The following is a 19103-nucleotide window of genomic DNA, read 5'->3' as shown; positions in this document are numbered from 1 at the left end:
GAGCTTCTGAGCGCAGGGAACGTGGGCGCTGCTGTCAGGCTGCTGGGCAGGTGCAGATTGCCTTCGTCGGGCAGGAGAACGCACGACAGGGCAACTACGCCGCGCGCCAAATCTGCTCCCCGTCCAAAAGCGTCCCGTTCTCATCAAATCGCCACCACGTGTCCTCGTCGGGCCATATGATGAACGTGTCATATGGGGTGATTTCAATGCGGTGAAGCAATCGCCTCAAGGCGATATTCACGCGACCGCGAGCATAAGTCCGAACCTCGTCGTCCTGACTCTCAAGCTCCGCGCGTAATCCTGCAATCAGGGCGGTGTCGTCCTTGTCGCTGGGCGCTGCTAACAGAACGTCCAATTGCTTGTTTTTGGCCTCAAGCTCATTCTGTTGAGCTTCCGTCTCAGCTTCAAGCGCCGCCAATCTGGCCATTACCGCTTTGCTCGCGCTATCCCCCAGAGCATCCAAGAGGTTAGATTGCTGCTGCTGTTTGACCGCAATCTGGCGGGCAAGCTCAGCGGCACTGGCTCGCAGTTCCTTGACGGCCCTGTCCTCCTGTGGGCGATCCACCAGACGGGGCAATAACTCGTCTAACACGGTCTTCTCGATCACGTCATATTTGAGGATCGTGGGGTTGTCGCAATTGTGTTTGCGGCGGGCACGATCACAGCGGAGACGGCGATAACGTTGACGGCGGTAGTGGGCTATCTCGCCATTCTTGCGCTTGTAAGTCTGATCGCGGTGCCCTGTTTCCTCATAGTGAGCACCGCCCCCGCATTCCGAACAATACACCAGCTTGGTAAGGAGGCTATTGTTCCGCGTAGCAGGCACCTTCCTGTTGCTCTTTCGCATAGAAAGCGCAACCTGCGCGCGATTGAATTTCTCTGCCGTGATCGCTTGCGGGTAGAAATCAGCGGCGATGGTCTTGCCATCACCTGTTACATATTCACCTAAGACGGCCCGTTTCGTGAGCAAGCGCCACACGTAGCTGTAGAACCAACCATTCTTGGACCTGTTGACGGCTGTGGACCATCCAGCCTCACCACGGTCATTCAGGATCGTAACAATGCGGTGGATACCCACACCATTGATATACAAATCGTAAATTTCGTTCAGCACGGCGGTTCGATGTGCGTTCAGCACGAGCTTGCCGTCGATACGGTCAATCCATGTTGGGGTATGGGGGATTGGCTTGGTCTGAGTTCCATCCGCCATCGCAGCAAAGCGCTTTTCCCAAGTGGCCTTGGTGTAGCCGCTTTTCACCTTGCTCTCTTGGTGGGCTTGGTCAGCGAGTATGACGACCTTGAAAATGTCGATCATGTCGCCGCCGTCACCAGCGCGGTAGATATGGCGATCGCTGGCACTGAATGTGGCTACATCAACGCCAAACCCATTGAGCGACCAAATCAACTGAGCTGCTTGTTTCGCACCTTGGCGGCTCAAGCGGTTAATATGCTCGACAACAAGCACCTTGCCTTTGTGAAGGCCCTGCCGTGCTTCTACCTCGAACTGGTGGAGCGCAGCGCCCTCAAGCATGTTAGCGCCATGGAAGGCAGACTTGCCCTCATCGCTGATTATCTTCTCAACATGCCAGCTATGCTCTGCCGCGAACTCAAAAGCCTTGGTTTTCTGACGTTCTAAACCCAGTCCGTCCTTTTGCTCAGCAGAGCTAACACGGATATAGATGATTGCGGTTTGCGGCATATGCTTCTTCTAGCGATCTAATCGTTAGAAAATCGCATACGTGCATTGCGGGCTGGACCCGCGCCGGAAAGGTCAGATGCGCATTGGCGCGCGCCACCGTCACCTCGCCGGTTTCGAGCGGCTGGCGCAGCGAATCGAGCACCGCCCGCTGGAATTCCGGCAGTTCGTCGAGGAACAGCACGCCGCGATGAGCCAGGCTGATCTCGCCGGGCCGCACCCGCAGCCCGCCGCCGGTCAGCGCCGCCATCGACGCGCTGTGATGCGGCGCGCGGAAAGGCCGCCGCCGCGTCATCCGCCCGCCCTCCAGCGTACCCGCGACGCTGGCGACCATCGACACCTCCAGCGCCTCGGCGGGCGTCAGTTCGGGCAATATGCCGGGCAGACAGCTCGCCATCAGCGACTTGCCCGCGCCGGGCGGGCCGATCATCAGCAGATTATGCGCGCCCGCCGCCGCGATCTCCAGCGCGCGCTTGGCGCTTTCCTGCCCCTTGACCTGCCGCAGGTCCGGGCCGGACACGCTTTCCTCCACCCCGCCGGGCTGCGGCGGCGGCAGCACGCCACTGCCCTTCAGATGGTTGAGCAGCCCCGACAGGGTCGGCGAGGCGACGACCTCGACATTGCCCGCCCAGGCCGCCTCGGCCCCTTGCGCGGCGGGGCAGATCAGTCCCATGTCGCGCCCGCCCGCATGCAGCGCGGCGAGCAGCACGCCGGGGCTGGCGGCGACGCGCCCGTCGAGGCCCAGTTCGCCGACCACCACATAATGGGCGAGCGCCTCGGCATCGGCCACGCCCATCGCCCCCAGCACCGCGAGCGCGATGGGGAGGTCATAATGCGACCCTTCCTTGGGCAGGTCGGCGGGCGACATGTTGACGGTGATGCGCTTGGGCGGCAGCGCGAGGCCGATGGCCGCGAGGGCGTTGCGCACCCGTTCCCGGCTTTCGGTGACCGCCTTGTCGGCAAGGCCGACGATGATGAAGTTCGGCAGTCCCGCGACCAGCTGGCACTGCACCTCCACCGCGCGCGCCTCCAGCCCCAGATAGGCGACCGTCGCCACCGTTGCGATCACTTGGCTCGTCCCCCGCCACCCTGTACCCCGTTTGTTCGCGGCGCACCATGGCGGCGGGTTCGGGCGCTGTCGAGCATTATTTCATGCGGGTCATGCCCCGGCGTCGGACACCGCCCCGGTTTCGACCAGTTGCTTCAGCTGTCGAGCGCAGGCGGCCCAACCCTCGGCAAAGCCCATTTCGGCGTGGGTCCGGCGGGCGTCGTCCGTCCAGTGCCGCGCGCTCGCGCGGTAGAGCGTGCCCTCGCCCTGCGGCGCGACCTCCCAGATGCCGATCATGAACGGCCCTTGCGGATGCATGTCGTGGGTGACCGCGTCGGTGGTGACGAAACGGCGGCCGGGGGACACCTCCAGAAATATCCCCTCCTGCGGCATTTCCTCGCCATCGGGCCCGCGCATGATCATCGCGCTGCGGCCCCCGGCACGCCAGTCCATCTCCACGATCTCCACCATCCACGGCCGGGGGCACCACCATTCGGCAAGGCGCGTGGTCATGATCTCCCACACCTTGCCGGGCGGCGCGTCGATCGCGCATTGCACCGACAATTCGCGGTCGTCCTGCTTCGCATCGTCCATGGTCATGCCTCCTTCCCTGCACGCGCGCCGACCAGCGCGAAGGCCGCGCCCTGCGGATCGCTGCCCTGGATGATACAGTCTCCGCCCGGCACCTCGTGCGGGCCGTTCCAGATCGTGCCGCCCTTTTCGCGCACGATCCGCTCCGCCGCATCGATATCGGCGACGCGGAAATAGTGGTTCCAGCCGCCCTGCGGCATTTGCGGCGGCCTGGGCATCAGCGCGCCGATCACCGTGCCGTGGCGCAGGAATTCATAGGCGCCCATCGCGCCCATATCCATCTCGCCATCCTTCACCCAACCGAACTGCCCGGTGTAGAAGGCCATCGCCCCCGCCGGGTCCGGCGTCACCAGCTCGTTCCACGCGCAATGGCCGACGCGCGGCCGGTCATAGGCGAAGGCGAGGCTTTCCCCCTCGCCTGCCGGGCGCATGATGTAGAAGGGAATGCCCTGCGGGTCGCCGACCATCGCGATGCGCCCGGCCTGCGGAACGTCCATCGCGGGCATCAGCACCGACCCGCCCGCAGCGAGGATGGCGGCGGCGCTCTCGTCCACATCCTCGACCAGTATATAGCCGGTCCACAGCGGCCGCGCGCCATGCTCCGCCATTTCGGGGCTGATCGGCATGATGCCGCCCACGCCCCTTTCCTCCTCCTTCTCGTCGCTCGCGTTGATGATGCGATAGTCCGGCGTGGCGGGCCCGGCGCGGGTGAAGGTCCAGCCCAGCACCGCCCCGTAGAAATCCTCCGCCGCGTCGGCATCGCCGGTCATCAGTTCGTACCAGATGAAATCGCCCGGCTTGTTCGCCATCTCATTTCTCCGCCGAAAGGTCGACGATGCTGTCGAAGCCGCCATAGATCATCCGCGCGCCGGCGAAGGGCATCTCGCCTTCCGGCTTCATCCGCTCGTCGGCCATGATCTTTTCCCACGCCGCGTTGCGCGCTTCCCGGTCGGGCCATTCGATCCAGGAAAAGACCGCTTCCTCGCCCTCTTCCCGGATGATCGCGGTATAGAAATCATTGGTCTTGCCGGGTTTTATGTCGTCCCCCCACGCCTCGACCACGCGCGTCGCGCCATGTTCGATGAACAGCGCCGCGGCCTTCGCCGCCATCGCCCGATAGGCCTCCTTGTTCCCGGCGGGAACGGGCACCAGAAAACCATCCACATAGCTCATCGTCTCTCTCCTCGATTTGTCCGGCCTCGATCCTGTCGGCGCGCCGGGACCATGCGCTTTTTTCAACGGCGGCGGCCTCGCGCCGACTCGCATCTGATGACCGGATGATCCCACATTGATTATTTTTAACAACCTTAAAGTTGCTTTTAGAGATTAGATGGTTATTTTTTAGGATCATGAGCGATGCCACCACCCGCCCGCGCAAGCGCAGCTATGACGACGGATGCGCCGTCGCGCAGATCATGGACGTGATCGGCGAGCGCTGGGCGCTGCTGGTGATGCGCGAGTTGATGTTCGGGCCGAAGCGGTTCACCGACTTGCGCGCCGACCTGCCGGGGATCAGCGCCAATGTGCTGACGCAGCGGCTGGAAGGGCTGGAGGCGGCAGGCATCGTCGCCCGGCGGCGGCTGCCCCCGCCCGCCGGGTCGCAGGTCTATGAGCTGACCGACTGGGGCGCGGAGGCGGAGATATTGTTCCGCGTGATCGGCCGCTGGGCCGCCCGCTCGCCCTTCCTCGCGCCCGCGCCGATGAGCGTCAATTCGGCGATCCTGTCGATGCGGACGATGTTCTCGGCCGAGCGGGCGGGCGATCTGCGCTGCGCCTTCGCGCTGGAGCTGTCGGGCCTGGAGTTCGCGGTGAACGTCGCGGACGGCGCGCTGACGATCGAGCCGGGCCGCGCCAGCCATCCCGACTCAAGGATCAGCGGCAGCCCCGACATGCTGGTGCGGGCGCTGTACGGCGGCGAAAGCGTGGACGCGCTGGCCGCCGAGGGCGCGCTGCGGGTCGAGGGCGACGCGGCGCTCTTCCAGCGCTATTGCGACTGCTTCCCGCTGCCGGAGCGGGCGCCCGCGCCCGGCCCCTTCCCGCTTATCTGAGTGCGGCGAGCGCGCGCGAGCCGGGCTTGCACGCTTCCCGCGCCGCGGCATCGACGGGCACGCGCGGCGCGGGCCGTTCCGCCACCATCAGCGCCTCGCCCTGACGGCGGGCGCGGAAGCTGTCCGGCGCCAGCCCGGCGCAGCGCGCGAAGATGTCGGTCATCCGGGGCGGCGTGTCCCAGCCTTCGTTGGACAGGCGGATCGTACCCCAGTGGATCGGGATCGCCTGCGCGGGCGCCAGCGCGTCGAACAGTTCCACCGCCTGTTCCGGGCCGATATGCGCGCTCGATTCCATCTGCCCCGGATAGAAGCGGAACGCGCCGATCGGGATCAGCGCCAGCCGGATCGGACCGAAGGCGCGCGCCGCCTCCGGCCAGCGCATGTCGCCCGCGCCGGTGTCGCCCGCGAAATAGATGTTGCCGCCCGGCGTCTCGATCAGGAAGGCCGACCAGAGCGCCCGGTTGCGGTCCCGCCCCCAGCGGCTGGACCAGTGATAGTTGCGCAGCACATGGACGGTCGCGCCCTTCGCCTCGGCCGCCCCGCCCCAGTCGAGCGCGGTAGCCTCCACGCCCTCGCCGCGCAAAATCGTGTCGTTGCCGAGGCTGGTGACGATCAGCGGCCTGTCCCTGTCCCACAGCTTCCTGAGCGTGGGCACGTCCATATGGTCGTAATGATTGTGGCTGATGACAACGATGTCGATCGGCGGAAGGTCGTCGAAGGCAATGCCCGGCTCCGCCACGCGGCGCGGCCCCAGCGGCGGAAAGGGGCTGGCATAATCCGACCAGAAGGGATCGGTCAGGATGTTGAGGCCCCCGGTCTGGATGAGCACCGTCGCATGCCCCACCCAGCTGGTGCGCATCGCCGTGCCCTCCACCCGCGCGGGCGGCCTGTCCTGCTGCACCGGAACCTTGAGCGGCCATTCGGGGCGGGTGGGGTCCGAAAACAGGAAGCGCGTCGCCAGATTGCCCCGCGTCGCGCGGACGCCGGGCGGCAGCGGGAAGGAGATCGCGCCTTCCAGATTCTCGAAATGATGGCCGTCATAATGATCGCTGACCACACCCTGATAATAGATGCGGTCGAGGAAGGCGGGCACGAACGTCACCGCGAGCAGCACCAGCACGCAGACCCAGAGCAATGCGCCCGCGACGAACGACCCTATTCTTGCTATCATGCTCTCCACCGGCGTTCCGCGAACCGCGCGCTATGAGTGTTCAGGATGGCTTGTCAGCGCATGCCCCGCTCAATCGGGCCGGGCGATGCTCTGGACCGTGGCCGATTCTCCCGCGCAGCCATGGTCGGGCACAGCATAGGGCTTCGGCCGCCCCATCGTCCAGTTCTGACGCATCCGGACGTTGGGATTGGGCGCGCACCAGATTTCGCCGGTCGCATCGATCGCCGTCACCCAGATCAGATTATGCTCCGGCCCGTAATCGATGAGGCCGATGGCGAGCCCCTTGCCCTTGTCGAGCACTTCGAGGGGAATGGGCGGGTCTAGCTGGGTGAAGGACATAGGCTTTTTCTCCCTGTCCTGCTCAACGCTCCGGCTTCCGGCTGGTTGCATGGGGCCGCGCGCATTCCCCTCCATAATGGCGTCAGCCCGGCCGCGTCATCAGTTCCGGGCGGACGATCTCGTCATAGTCCGCCTCGGTGACGAGGCCGGTCGCCAGCGCCTCTTCCTTGAGCGTGGTGCCGTTCCTGTGCGCGGTCTTGGCGATCTTCGCGGCGTTGTCGTAACCGATCTTCGGCGCCAGCGCCGTCACCAGCATCAGCGAGCGCTCGACCCCGGCGCGGATATTCTCCTCGCGCGGCTCGATGCCGGTGACGCAATGCTCGGTGAAGGACAGCGCGGCATCGGCCATCAGCCGCACCGATTGCAGGAAGTTGTACGCCATTACCGGGTTGTAGACATTCAGCTCGAAATGCCCCTGGCTGCCCGCGAAGGTCAGCGCGGCATGGTTTCCGAAAATCTGCACGCACACCTGCGTCAGCGCCTCGCACTGGGTCGGGTTGACCTTGCCGGGCATGATCGAGGAGCCCGGCTCATTTTCCGGCAGCGCCAGTTCGCCCAGCCCCGCGCGCGGGCCGGAGCCGAGCAGGCGGATGTCGTTGGCGATCTTGAACAGCGAGGCGGCGACCGTGTTGATCGCGCCATGGGAAAAGACCATCGCGTCATGCGCGGCCAGCGCCTCGAACTTGTTGGGCGCGCTGGTGAAGGCAAGGCCGGTGATTTCCGCGATCTTCGCCGCGACCTTCTCGGCGAAGCCCACCGGCGCGTTGAGGCCGGTGCCGACCGCCGTGCCGCCCTGCGCCAGCTCCATCAGGCCGGGCAGCGTGCTTTCGATGCGGGCGATGCCGTTCTCGACCTGCTTCGCATAGCCGGAAAATTCCTGCCCCAGCGTCAGCGGCGTCGCGTCCTGCGTGTGGGTGCGGCCGATCTTGATGATATGATCCCACGCCTTCGCCTTGGCGTCGAGCGCGCCGTGCAGTTGCCGCAGCGCGGGCAGCAGCCGGTGCACGATCTCCTCCGCGCAGGCGACGTGCATCGCAGTGGGGTAGGTGTCGTTGGACGACTGGCTCATGTTCACATGGTCATTGGGGTGCACCGGCGTCTTGCTGCCCATCTCTCCGCCCAGCATCTCGATCGCGCGGTTGGAGATCACCTCATTGGCGTTCATGTTGGACTGGGTGCCGGAGCCTGTCTGCCACACCACCAGCGGGAAATGCTCATCGAGCTTACCGTCGATCACCTCCTGCGCGGCGGCGACGATCGCCTCGCCGACCTTGGGATCGAGGCGCCCCAGCCCCAGGTTGACCTCGGCGGCGGCGCGCTTGACGATGCCCAGCGCGCGCACGATGGGGAGCGGCTGCTTTTCCCAGCCGATCCTGAAATTGCCGCGGGATCGTTCCGCCTGCGCGCCCCAATAGCGATCGGCGGCGACCTCTATGGGGCCGAATGTGTCGGTTTCCGTGCGTGTATTGGTCATCTGAAGTGCTGTCCTTTTTCCAACGCCCCGAAGGGCACGACACACCCCGTTCATTCTCCCGTGGGTCCGCTTTTTGGCTGCGGACTCCGTGTAAACCATCTATCCCGTTCGCCCTGAGCTTGTCGAAGGGCTGCTTTTCTCTTGGGGCAAGAAAGAAAGGACAGGGCTTCGACAAGCTCAGCCCGAACGGTTAGAAAAACAAAGGGCGGAGATCGCTCCCCGCCCCCTTCAATCCTGCGCTCAGGCCTTTTCGAGCAGACCCTCTTTCGCGATCTTGTCCCGCCATACCAGCGGGGCGAGGTGGTGGACGTTCTTGCCCTCGCTGTCCACCGCGACGGTGACGGGGAAGTCCTTCACCTCGAACTCGTAGATCGCCTCCATGCCGAGGTCCTCGAAGCCGACGACCTTGCTGCCCTTGATCGCGCGGGCGACCAGATAGGCCGCGCCGCCGACCGCCATCAGATAGGCGCTCTGATGGTCGCGGATCGCATCGACTGCCGCCGGGCCGCGCTCGGCCTTGCCGACCATCGCCAGCAGGCCCTGCTCCAGCATCATGCGGGTGAACTTGTCCATGCGCGTCGCGGTGGTGGGACCGGCCGGGCCGACCACTTCCTCGCCGACCGGATCGACCGGGCCGACATAATAGATGACGCGGCCCCGGAACTCGACGGGCAGTTGCTCGCCCTTCGCCAGCATGTCCTGGATGCGCTTGTGCGCGGCGTCGCGGCCGGTGAGCATCTTGCCGTTGAGGAGCAGCCGGTCGCCCTGCTTCCAGCTCTTCACCACCTCCGGCGTCAGCGTGTCGAGATCGACGCGGATCGCCTCCTTGCTCGGCGTCCAGTTGACGTCGGGCCATTCGTCGAGGTTCGGCGGGTCGAGATAGGCCGGGCCGGTCCCGTCGAGCGTGAAATGCGCATGGCGGGTCGCCGCGCAATTGGGGATCATCGCCACCGGCTTGCTCGCCGCATGGCAGGGATAGTCGTAGATCTTGACGTCGAGAATGGTCGCGAGGCCGCCCAGCCCCTGCGCGCCGATGCCCAGCGCATTGACCTTGTCGAAAATCTCGATCCGCATCTCCTCGATCTTGTTCTGTGGGCCGCGCTGCTTGAGCTGGGCCATGTCGATCGGCTCCATCAGGCTCTTCTTGGCGAGCAGGGTCGCCATTTCCGCCGTGCCGCCGATGCCGATGCCGAGCATGCCGGGCGGGCACCAGCCCGCGCCCATCTGCGGCACCATTTCGAGCACCCAGTCGACGATATTGTCGCTGGGGTTCATCATCTTGAACTTGGACTTGTTCTCCGACCCGCCGCCCTTGGCCGCGACGTCGACGCTCACCTTGTCGCCCGGCACCATCTCGACATTGAGGACGCAGGGCGTGTTGTCCTTCGTGTTGACGCGGCCGAAGGCGGGGTCCTTCAGCACCGAGGCGCGCAGGCGGTTGTCCGGGTGGAGATAGGCGCGACGCACGCCCTCATCCACGACTTCCTGCAACGGGCGGTCGCTTTCGAGGCGGCAATTCTGGCCCCATTTCACGAACACGTTGACGATGCCGGTATCCTGGCAGATCGGGCGATGCCCCTCCGCGCACATGCGGCTGTTGGTCAGGATCTGGGCGATGGCGTCCTTCGCCGCCGGGCCCTGCTCGGCCTTGTAGGCCTCACCCAGCGCCTTGATATAGTCCATCGGGTGATAATAGCTGATATATTGCAGGGCGTCGGCGACGCTCTCGATCAGGTCAGCTTCCTTGATGACGATCATTGGGTAAATCCTCCGGCGATCTGCCTCGTATCTGCTTCGATTAGACTGGGCCCGCCTATTTCGGAATCGGCGCCGAGTCTAGGGGCGCCCGCAATTTCCGCGCTTTTCCGTCGCTTTCCCGCCCTTGCCCCGGCAGGCGAGCCGCCCCGCCGCGGGTGGAGGAAAGCAGCGCCGCCCCCCTTCACCGGAGGAGCGATCGGGGTCGAATCATGTAAAATCCTGTCCATCGGAAAATTTTATTTTTTATTACAGCCCGCCCTTGCTTTTTCATGCGCCGAGGAGTTCCCACGCGTCGCCCGGCGCCCCACCCCCGGACCTGCGACGAAACGAATCGAACAAGCGGTGAACCGTTCCCCGCCATGCAATTTTACCCTCTTGCATCGCGCGCCGCTGTGGCACTATCCCTTGTGCCGACAACGAAGGGGGCTACCAAAAGTTGTGGCTGAAAGGGCTGGCGCGGCGTTGAACAGGATCGCCCCAATCCCCATTTCAGCCATGGCCGGAGGGGAAGATCCGGTGCCCTCTTTTCGGAGCCGGCGCGACGCTCGGCGGGGCATGGCCCCGCATGCTCGACCGGGTCATGGCATTGGGTTAATTTGAGGGCGGCACGATGGATTTCAGAGACTCGCAGGAAGCAGGTACGATCGACGTGGCGGCAACCGAGGACAGACTGCCCCTTGAGCAGAATATGGGCGTGCAGAACGAGCGCGCGCAGGGCGAGGGCGCGAAAGCTGCGGATGCGAAGGCTGCGGACCCGGCCCCGGCGAAGATCGATTCCAAGACGATCGCCGAACGCCGCTTCCCCGTCGCCACCGACGCCTCGCGCGATGCGCTGCTGACCGAATTCGGCAAGGAAACCCTGAAGGACCGCTATCTGCTGCCCGGCGAATCCTATCAGGATCTGTTCGCCCGCGTCGCGGCCGCCTATGCCGACGATGCCGATCACGCCCAGCGCATCTACGACTATATCAGCCGCCTGTGGTTCATGCCCGCGACGCCGGTGCTGTCGAACGGCGGCACCGGGCGCGGCCTGCCGATCAGCTGCTATCTCAACAGCGTCGAGGACAGCCTCGAAGGCATCGTCAACACCTGGAACGAGAATGTGTGGCTCGCCTCGCGCGGCGGCGGCATCGGCACCTATTGGGGCAATGTGCGCGGCATCGGCGAGCCGGTCGGCCTCAACGGCAAGACCAGCGGCATCATCCCGTTCGTCCGCGTGATGGACAGCCTGACGCTCGCCATTTCACAGGGCTCGCTGCGCCGCGGCTCGGCCGCCTGCTATATCGACATCAGCCACCCGGAAATCGAGGAATTCCTTGAAATCCGCAAGACGAGCGGCGACTTCAACCGCAAGGCGCTCAACCTGCATCACGGCGTGCTGCTGACCGACGAGTTCATGGAAGCGGTGCGCGACGGCGCCGATTTCGACCTGAAATCGCCCAAGGACGGCTCGGTGCGCGGCACCGTCAACGCCCGCGCGCTGTTCCAGAAGCTGGTCGAGGTGCGCCTCGCCACCGGCGAGCCCTATATCGTCTTCTCCGACACCGTGAACCGCATGATGCCCAAGCATCATCGCGACCTCGGCCTCAAGGTCTCGACCTCGAACCTGTGCTCGGAGATCACGCTGCCGACCGGCGTCGACCATCTGGGCAAGGACCGCACCGCCGTCTGCTGCCTCTCCTCGCTCAACCTCGAAACCTGGGACGAGTGGAAGGACGACCGGCAGTTCATCGAGGACGTGATGCGCTTCCTCGACAACGTCCTCCAGGACTATATCGACCGCGCCCCCGACGAAATGGCCCGCGCCAAGTACAGCGCCAGCCGCGAGCGCTCGGTGGGCCTCGGCGTGATGGGCTTCCACAGCTTCCTGCAGGCGCGGCTCATCCCGTTCGAAAGCGCGATGGCCAAGAGCTGGAACCTGCGCATCTTCAAGCATATCAACGCCAAGGTGAACGAGGCCTCGATGCTGCTGGCGCAGGAGCGCGGCCCCTGCCCCGACGCCGCCGACATGGGCGTGATGGAGCGTTTCAGCTGCAAGATGGCGATCGCGCCGACCGCATCGATCAGCATCATCTGCGGCGGCACCTCCGCCTGCATCGAGCCGATCCCGGCCAATATCTACACGCACAAGACGCTGTCCGGCAGCTTCGCGGTGAAGAACCCCTATCTCGAAAAGCTGCTGAAGGATAAATCCAAGGACAGCGGCAATGTGTGGAACTCGATCCTCGAAAAGGGCGGTTCGGTCCAGCATCTCGACTTCCTGACGCAGGAAGAGAAGGACGCGTTCAAGACCAGCTTTGAGATCGACCAGCGCTGGCTGCTCGAACTGGCGGCCGACCGCACGCCCTATATCGACCAGGCGCAGTCGCTGAACCTCTTCATCCCGGCCGATGTGGAGAAGTGGGACCTGTTGATGCTGCACTTCCGCGCCTGGGAAATGGGCATAAAGTCCCTATATTATCTGCGTTCGAAGTCGGTGCAGCGCGCCGGCTTCGCGGGCGGCGTCGAGGCGGACAACACGCCCGAGGCGCCCAGGTTCGAAATCGGTGGCGAAACCACCGATTATGACGAGTGCCTCGCCTGTCAGTGAGCATGCCGACAGGCGGAGCCTTTCGGGTCGCAACGAAAGATAATGGCCGGTAACAAACCGGCCGCCGGCTTACCATAATATCAGGCGCGGGTCGGGCCGCGATGCCCGCCCGCGCCACCAACAGGATCAGTCGCCATGCCTCTTCTTCAAGCGTCCAAGACCTACAAGCCCTTCGAATATCCCTGGGCCTATGATTTCTGGAAGCGCCAGCAGCAGATCCACTGGCTGCCCGAAGAGGTGCCGCTGGGCGAGGATTGCCGCGATTGGGCGCAGAAGCTGTCCGACCCGGAGCGCAACCTGCTCACCCAGATTTTCCGCTTCTTCACACAGGCCGACGTCGAGGTGCAGGATTGCTACCACGAAAAATATGGCCGCGTGTTCAAGCCGACCGAGATCAAGATGATGCTGACCGCGTTCAGCAACATGGAAACGGTCCACATCGCCGCCTATTCGCACCTGCTCGACACCATCGGCATGCCGGAAAGCGAATATGCCGCTTTCCTCGAATATCAGGAGATGCGCGACAAGCACGATTATCTCCAGCAGTTCGGGGTAGACAGCGACGAGGACATCGCCCGCACGCTGGCGATGTTCGGCGGCTTCACCGAGGGCCTGCAACTGTTCGCCAGCTTCGCGATGCTGATGAACTTCCCGCGCTTCAACAAGATGAAGGGCATGGGCCAGATCGTCAGCTGGTCGGTGCGCGACGAGAGCCTGCATTGCGAGGGCATCACCCGCCTGTTCCACGCCTTTACCAAGGAACGCGGCTGCCTCACCAAGGCGGTGAAGGAAGACATTATCGACTGCTGCCAGAAGACGGTGCGGATCGAGGACGCGTTCATCGACCTGGTGTTCGAAATGGGCCCGGTGCCGGGCATGACCGCCAAGGAGATCAAGCGCTATATCCGCTATATCGCCGACTGGCGCCTCGGCCAGCTGGGCTTCCAGCCGATCTACATGATCGAGGAGCATCCGCTGCCCTGGCTGACCCCGCTGCTCAACGGCGTCGAGCATGCGAACTTCTTCGAAACCCGTGCGACCGAATATTCCAAGGGCGCGACGCGCGGCAACTGGAACGACGTGTGGGACAATTTCGACCGCCGCCAGAAGCTGCGCGCCAACGACGAGGGCGCCGGGGAAGGCGAGGACGCGGTGGACATGTTCAGGGCTGCCGGCGTGGCGGCGGAATAAGCGAGCCGGAACAGAATTATATCGAAAGGCCGACCGGGGAACCGATCGGCCTTTTTCTCTGGGCGTTCGGGTTTGCCATCGGCTTGCGGAAGGCGGATCGGGACTGGTTGGATGCCTCGCCTCAACCATCGCTACAGCGCAGGCTGGGCGCAGGCCATGGGGGGGTGCGCCGCCTCCCGAGATGCCAGCCTACGCTGGCATGACGGCTTTTGGGTGGTTTTGTGACATCAGCCCCTCCCCTTCAGGGGAGGGGAGGATCGATGTCCGCTTCTGGCCTCAACCCGCCATTGCACAGCCGACGGGTTCGCAAACGCCATACCACTTTCCAACCCATCCAAATCTTATTTGATCGCCCGTTCGCCCGCGCTGCCGACCGATTCAATGTCCCGGCCCACGCCCTTGACCGTGTTGCAGGCCGACAGCGCCAACGCCATGCCGGTCAGCGCCACCATCATCCACTTGCCCATATCGTCTCCTTCTTTCCGGCCCTTGCCGTCCTTCCCCTATCTATGCGGGGCGCCGCCTTCCGGCAAGGGAACGCAATATGCCTTCGGTCGGCAGGATGCCGGATGAACGGGCGGTTGTTTTCCGTTCATGCAACATTGCTCCGAACCGCCGCGTTACAGCCTTCACCAACCGGTTTTTCAGGAGACCCCCGATGAAAGGCACATACCGGACCGTCTCGGCGCTGCTGATGGCGGCATCGCTCGGCCTGGGCACGGTGGCGGCGACGCCCGCCCAGGCCCAGCCGCAGCGCTCGGCACACGACAACGACCGCGGCCGCCATGACGACCGGCGGGGCGACCGCGATCGTCACGACGCCCGCCGGGATACGCACCGCACCCCCGCCCACCGCCAGAGCCGGCGCCCGGTCATCATCCACAACTACGATTATAACCGGCCCGATCCGCGCTATCGCGGCTATTACGCCAATCATTATTATCGCAGCGGCTATCAGCCGATCCGCGTGACGCGCCAGACCCGCATCTATCGCGGCGCCGACGACCGCTATTATTGCCGGCGGTCGGACGGCACCACCGGCCTCATCGTCGGCGCGGCGCTGGGCGGCATCATCGGCAACCGCCTCGATCGCGGCCAGTCCAGCATCATGGGCACGCTGCTCGGCGCGGGCGCGGGCGCGTTGCTCGGCCGCGAGATCGATCGCGGCGGCGTTTCCTGCCGCTGAGAAACCGGGGAAAGACGCGGGCCGGGCGCGCAGACCGCCCGGCCGGTTAACCCTTCATTATCCATTTTCCTTCATTCCCCTGCTGGATGATTTCATCGAAGCGGGGGATTCTTGTGTCGAAGGCAAAGCACGAAACGGATGTCGCGATCATCGGCGCGGGACCGGCGGGCCTGACGGCCGCCTATCTCCTCTCCAAAAGCGGCCATCGCGTCACCGTCATCGAGAAGGACCCCCATTATGTCGGCGGCATCAGCCGCACCGTCGAGCATGACGGCTTCCGCTTCGACATTGGCGGGCACCGCTTCTTCTCCAAATCGAAGGAAGTGGTCGACCTTTGGAACGAGATCCTTCCCGACGACTTCATCCAGCGCCCGCGCATGAGCCGTATCTATTATGAGGGCAAATTCTACAGCTATCCGCTGCGCGCGTTCGAGGCGCTGCGCAATCTGGGCATCTGGCGCTCCACGCTCTGCATGGCGAGCTATCTGCGCTGGAAGCTGTCGCCGAAAAAGGATGTGCGCAGTTTCGAGGACTGGGTCGTCAACCAGTTCGGTCACAAGCTCTATTCCATCTTCTTCAAGACCTACACGGAGAAGGTCTGGGGCATGCCCTGCGACGAAATGTCCGCCGACTGGGCGGCGCAGCGCATCAAGGGCCTCAGCCTCGGCAAGGCGGTGCTGGACGGCCTGAAGCGCAGCCTCGGCCTCAACCGGCGGCCCAATGACGGCATGGAAACCAAGACGCTGCTGGAAAGCTTCCGCTATCCCCGCCTCGGCCCCGGCATGATGTGGGAGGCCGCTCGCGATCATGTCCGCGCCGCCGGAAACGAGGTGCTGATGGGCCATGCGCTCAAGCGCCTGTCGCAGGACCAGCTTTCCGGCCGCTGGCGCGTGTCGGCCACGCGCGAGGACGGTTCCGACGTCATCATCGACGCCGCCCATGTGATCAGTTCCGCGCCGATGCGCGAGCTGGCGGGGCGCATCCATCCGCTGCCCGAAACCATGGGCGAGGCGCTGGACCTCAAATATCGCGACTTCCTGACCGTCGCGCTGATGATCCGCTCCGAGGACCTGTTCCCCGACAATTGGATCTACATCCATGACAGCAAGGTGAAGGTCGGCCGGGTGCAGAATTTCCGCAGCTGGTCGCCCGAAATGGTGCCGGACGAAGGCATCGCCTGCGTCGGCCTCGAATATTTCTGCTTCGAAGGCGACGGCCTGTGGTCCTCCTCCGACGCCGATCTGGTCGAGCTGGCGAAGAAGGAAATGGCGATCCTCGGCCTGTGCAGGCCGGAGGACGTGGTCGGCGGCGCGGTGGTGCGGCAGGAAAAGGCCTATCCGGTCTATGACGACCATTATGCCGCCAATGTCGAGGCGATGCGCCGCGAGCTGGAGGCGAAATATCCGACGCTGCATCTGGTCGGCCGCAACGGCATGCACCGCTACAACAACCAGGACCATGCGATGATGACGGCGATGCTGACCGCCCGCAATATCGAGGCGGGCGAGCGGCTCTACGACATCTGGGCGGTCAATGAGGATGCGGAATATCATGAGGCGGGCCATGAGGGCGCGCAGAGCCACGCCGCGCTGAGCACCGGCGAGCAGGCCGCGCTGGGAAGCGTGCGGGATGTCCCCGCGCGGGTCGCGGGCGAGACCGGTTCGACTGCGGCGAAGCGGCCGAGCAAGGCGGCCTGAGCCGATGGTCGCGCAGATCGCCGGCATGATCTGGCGCATCGTCTATGCGCGCTACGTCATGGCGAGCGTGATCGCGCTGGGCGTCGACCTGGCGCTGTTCATGATCCTGCTGAACGCCGGCATGCCGCCGGTTCCCGCCTCCGCCGCCGGATACAGCACCGGCCTGCTGGCGCACTGGCTGGCGTCCTCCCGCCTCGTCTTCGCGCGGCAGACGCCCTGCTTCGTCTCGCGCAGGCGACGGCAGAAGCTGCTGTTCGTCGCGTCCGCCCTTGTCGGCCTCGCCATTACCGGCGCGATCGTCGGGCTGGGCAGCAAGCTCGGCCTCGACGCCCGCCTCGCCAAGCTGGGCGCGATCGCGGTCAGCTTTCACCTCACCTATATGCTGCGACGGAGCGTGGTTTTCGCGTGAACAGCCCCTTTTCTCCGGCCGATCTCTCTCCCGCCCGGCCGATCGACGGCATGGCCCCCGCCCGGCCCTGGCTGGACCGGAAGCATAATGCGCTGCTGCTGCTCGGCCTGCTCTGGCTGGGCTATGCGGCGTTCTGGCTGTTTCTGTCCTCCGGCGCGATCGCGACGATGGATTTTCGCGATCCCGACGATGCGCTGCGGCTGGTGCAGGTGCGGGATTTCCTCGCCGGGCAAGGCTGGCTCGACGTCAGCCAGCACCGGATCAATCCTCCGCTGGGCGGGCCGATGCACTGGTCGCGTATCGTCGACCTGCCGCTGGCGGCGGTCATCCTGCTGCTGCGTCCGCTGACGGGGCAGGCCGCCGCCGAGCTCACCGCCTGCGCGCTCGTGCCGCTGCTGACGCTGGGCGTGATCGCGCTCGGCCTGTTCAGCGCGCTGCGGCGGGTGATGGGCAATGGTGCCGCACTGCTGGCGGTCACGATGCTCGGCATGTCCTTCCCGATCATCGTGCAGCTGACGCCGATGCGGATCGACCATCATGGCTGGCAGATCGCGATGGCGGCCTGGCTGCTGGCGGGCCTGCTTCATCCCGATCCGCGCAAGGGCGGCTGGATCATGGGCGCGGCGATCGCGCTCTGGCTCCACATTTCGAGCGAGGGCCTGCCCTATGCGGCGATAGCGGGCGGCATAGTGGCGCTGCGCCACGCCGCGCGCGCGGACGAATGGCCGCGCCTCATCCGCTATGTTTCCCTGCTCGCGGGCGGATCCGCGCTGCTGCTGCTGGCGACCCATGGCTGGCGGGGGAGCCTCGTTTCCTATTGCGATGCGATGTCGCCCGTCTATCTCGCGCCGCTGCTGCTGCTGCCCCCGATGATGCTGCTGGGGCGGCGGCTGCTCGGCGACGGCACCGCGTGGCGCCGCGTTGCTCCCGCCATGATCGCGGGCGCGGGCGCGGCGGGGCTGTTCGCGGCGACCGGGGGCATCTGCCTCGCCGGTCCGTTCCGCACGCTCAGCCCGACCGTCTACACGCTCTGGTATCAGGGCGTATTGGAGGGGCTGCCGCTGTGGGACCAGAAGCTGCCGCTCGTGCTCGTCATCCTTCTCCCCTCGCTGGCGGGCATCACCGGCCTTGCACTGGCCGCCTTCACCGAAAGGGATAGCGGCCGCCGCCTGCAATGGCTGTCGCTGCTGGGGATGATGCTGGGCAGCTTCGCCGTCTCGCTGCTCGTGATGCGCGCGATGTCGGTGGCGCATCTCATGGCCCTTGCGGGCATGGCCTGGATGATCGCCCGGCTCTATCCGCCCATTGCCGCCCGCCCGAACATGCTGTCCCGCGTCGTCCTCACCTCCTCGCTCGTGCTGCTCACCCCGGCGGGCCTTGCGCTGCTCACCGATCCGCTGCTGACGCTGGCGCGGCCGAACGCCGCCGCCGGGCCGATGGAGAATGAGAATGAGCGCGAGCATCAGGCCGCCTATTCGAAGCAGGAAATCGGCAAGCTCGCCGCCCTGCCCCCCGCCATTCTCTTCGCGCCGCTGGATGTCGGGCCGGAAATCCTCGTTCGCACGCCCCATGCGGTGATCGGCACCGGCCACCACCGCAATGTCGTCGGCATCGGCAAGGTGATCGACGCCTTCATCGCCCCGCCCGACCAAGCGCGGCGGATCGTGCTGGGGACCGGCGCGGCCTATCTGCTGTTCGCGCCGAAGCTGGGCGAGATCAAGCGCTACGCGAAATATGCGCCCGATGGCCTTGCCGCCCGGCTCAGCCGTGGCGAGATTCCCTCATGGCTCAGCCCGGCCGGTCCCGCCGATGCGAACGGCATGCGGCTTTTCCGCGTGGCCGGATCGACGGCGAAAGCGCCCCCGCGACGCTGACCGGCGACAAGCGCGCGCGCTTCGCCTATAG

At 65.1% G+C, this 19103-nt stretch carries 16 protein-coding genes and 1 pseudogene; 7 read left to right on the top strand and 10 right to left on the bottom strand.

What is annotated here, in order from left to right:
* Positions 1–94: 94 nt before the first annotated feature.
* The 5 genes and pseudogenes from GGR43_RS06225 to GGR43_RS06205 form a co-directional block, all read right to left on the bottom strand.
* Positions 95–1699, bottom strand: a complete 1605-nt coding sequence (locus GGR43_RS06225) for a recombinase family protein (RefSeq protein ID WP_188071081.1) — start codon at positions 1697–1699, stop codon at positions 95–97.
* A gap of 34 nt (positions 1700–1733) precedes the next feature.
* A pseudogene (locus tag GGR43_RS06220) lies at positions 1734–2765 on the bottom strand (YifB family Mg chelatase-like AAA ATPase); the annotation flags it as partial.
* Between the two features lie 90 nt (positions 2766–2855).
* The gene (locus GGR43_RS06215; RefSeq protein ID WP_425502159.1) at positions 2856–3344 is read right to left on the bottom strand and encodes an SRPBCC domain-containing protein; all 489 of its coding nucleotides are present in this window, start codon (positions 3342–3344) and stop codon (positions 2856–2858) included.
* Positions 3341–4144 carry a VOC family protein gene (locus tag GGR43_RS06210; protein WP_188071080.1) on the bottom strand — a complete coding sequence of 268 codons (804 nt, stop codon included), beginning with the start codon at positions 4142–4144 and terminating at the stop codon, positions 3341–3343. Before GGR43_RS06210 ends, GGR43_RS06215 begins: the two co-directional genes overlap by 4 nt.
* A gap of 1 nt (position 4145) precedes the next feature.
* Complete coding sequence (locus GGR43_RS06205) at positions 4146–4508, bottom strand: DUF1428 domain-containing protein (RefSeq protein WP_188071079.1); 363 nt, start codon at positions 4506–4508, stop codon at positions 4146–4148.
* A 176-nt stretch (positions 4509–4684) separates the two neighbouring features.
* On the opposite strand from GGR43_RS06205, the gene GGR43_RS06200 reads away from it, so the two are divergent.
* A complete protein-coding gene (locus GGR43_RS06200) occupies positions 4685–5383 on the top strand; it encodes a winged helix-turn-helix transcriptional regulator (protein WP_188071078.1) in 699 nt (232 codons plus the stop codon).
* On the opposite strand, the gene GGR43_RS06195 is transcribed toward GGR43_RS06200, so the two are convergent.
* The 4 genes from GGR43_RS06195 to GGR43_RS06180 all read right to left on the bottom strand — a co-directional run bounded on the left by GGR43_RS06195 (position 5376) and on the right by GGR43_RS06180 (position 10125).
* Positions 5376–6554: an MBL fold metallo-hydrolase gene (locus GGR43_RS06195; protein ID WP_188071201.1), complete on the bottom strand. Its 1179-nt coding sequence runs from the start codon at positions 6552–6554 to the stop codon at positions 5376–5378. The genes GGR43_RS06200 and GGR43_RS06195 overlap by 8 nt on opposite strands.
* A gap of 69 nt (positions 6555–6623) precedes the next feature.
* On the bottom strand, positions 6624–6893 hold the full coding sequence (locus tag GGR43_RS06190) for a hypothetical protein (protein WP_188071077.1): 270 nt from the start codon (positions 6891–6893) through the stop codon (positions 6624–6626).
* Positions 6894–6975: 82 nt separating this feature from the next.
* Positions 6976–8367: a class II fumarate hydratase gene (gene fumC, locus GGR43_RS06185; RefSeq protein WP_188071076.1), complete on the bottom strand. Its 1392-nt coding sequence runs from the start codon at positions 8365–8367 to the stop codon at positions 6976–6978.
* 240 nt (positions 8368–8607) lie between these two features.
* Entirely contained in the window at positions 8608–10125 is a 1518-nt protein-coding gene (locus tag GGR43_RS06180) for a fumarate hydratase (protein WP_188071075.1), read from the bottom strand.
* A 688-nt stretch (positions 10126–10813) separates the two neighbouring features.
* On the opposite strand from GGR43_RS06180, the gene GGR43_RS06175 reads away from it, so the two are divergent.
* Positions 10814–12715: a ribonucleoside-diphosphate reductase subunit alpha gene (locus tag GGR43_RS06175; protein WP_425502162.1), complete on the top strand. Its 1902-nt coding sequence runs from the start codon at positions 10814–10816 to the stop codon at positions 12713–12715.
* Between the two features lie 135 nt (positions 12716–12850).
* Entirely contained in the window at positions 12851–13906 is a 1056-nt protein-coding gene (locus tag GGR43_RS06170; protein ID WP_188071073.1) for a ribonucleotide-diphosphate reductase subunit beta, read from the top strand.
* Positions 13907–14247: 341 nt separating this feature from the next.
* On the opposite strand, the gene GGR43_RS06165 is transcribed toward GGR43_RS06170, so the two are convergent.
* Positions 14248–14358 (bottom strand): entericidin A/B family lipoprotein, encoded by a 111-nt coding sequence (locus GGR43_RS06165; protein ID WP_425502161.1) that lies wholly within the window; start codon positions 14356–14358, stop codon positions 14248–14250.
* A 206-nt stretch (positions 14359–14564) separates the two neighbouring features.
* Here GGR43_RS06165 and GGR43_RS06160 point away from each other — a divergent pair, with 206 nt between their 5' ends.
* From GGR43_RS06160 to GGR43_RS06145, 4 genes are all read left to right on the top strand, one after another.
* Positions 14565–15092 carry a glycine zipper 2TM domain-containing protein gene (locus GGR43_RS06160; RefSeq protein ID WP_188071071.1) on the top strand — a complete coding sequence of 176 codons (528 nt, stop codon included), beginning with the start codon at positions 14565–14567 and terminating at the stop codon, positions 15090–15092.
* Between the two features lie 113 nt (positions 15093–15205).
* Complete coding sequence (locus GGR43_RS06155; RefSeq protein ID WP_284277295.1) at positions 15206–16789, top strand: NAD(P)/FAD-dependent oxidoreductase; 1584 nt, start codon at positions 15206–15208, stop codon at positions 16787–16789.
* A 4-nt stretch (positions 16790–16793) separates the two neighbouring features.
* Complete coding sequence (locus tag GGR43_RS06150; RefSeq protein WP_188071069.1) at positions 16794–17198, top strand: GtrA family protein; 405 nt, start codon at positions 16794–16796, stop codon at positions 17196–17198.
* Complete coding sequence (locus GGR43_RS06145; protein WP_188071068.1) at positions 17195–19072, top strand: hypothetical protein; 1878 nt, start codon at positions 17195–17197, stop codon at positions 19070–19072. The genes GGR43_RS06150 and GGR43_RS06145 overlap by 4 nt, the downstream gene beginning before the upstream one ends.
* The last annotated feature ends 31 nt before the right edge of the window (positions 19073–19103 follow it).

Origin of the sequence: Sphingobium jiangsuense, from assembly GCF_014196495.1 — a bacterium.
GTDB lineage: Bacteria > Pseudomonadota > Alphaproteobacteria > Sphingomonadales > Sphingomonadaceae > Sphingobium > Sphingobium jiangsuense.
Note: the sequence above shows the minus strand (reverse complement) of the source record. Positions and strands in the feature narration are given on the sequence as shown.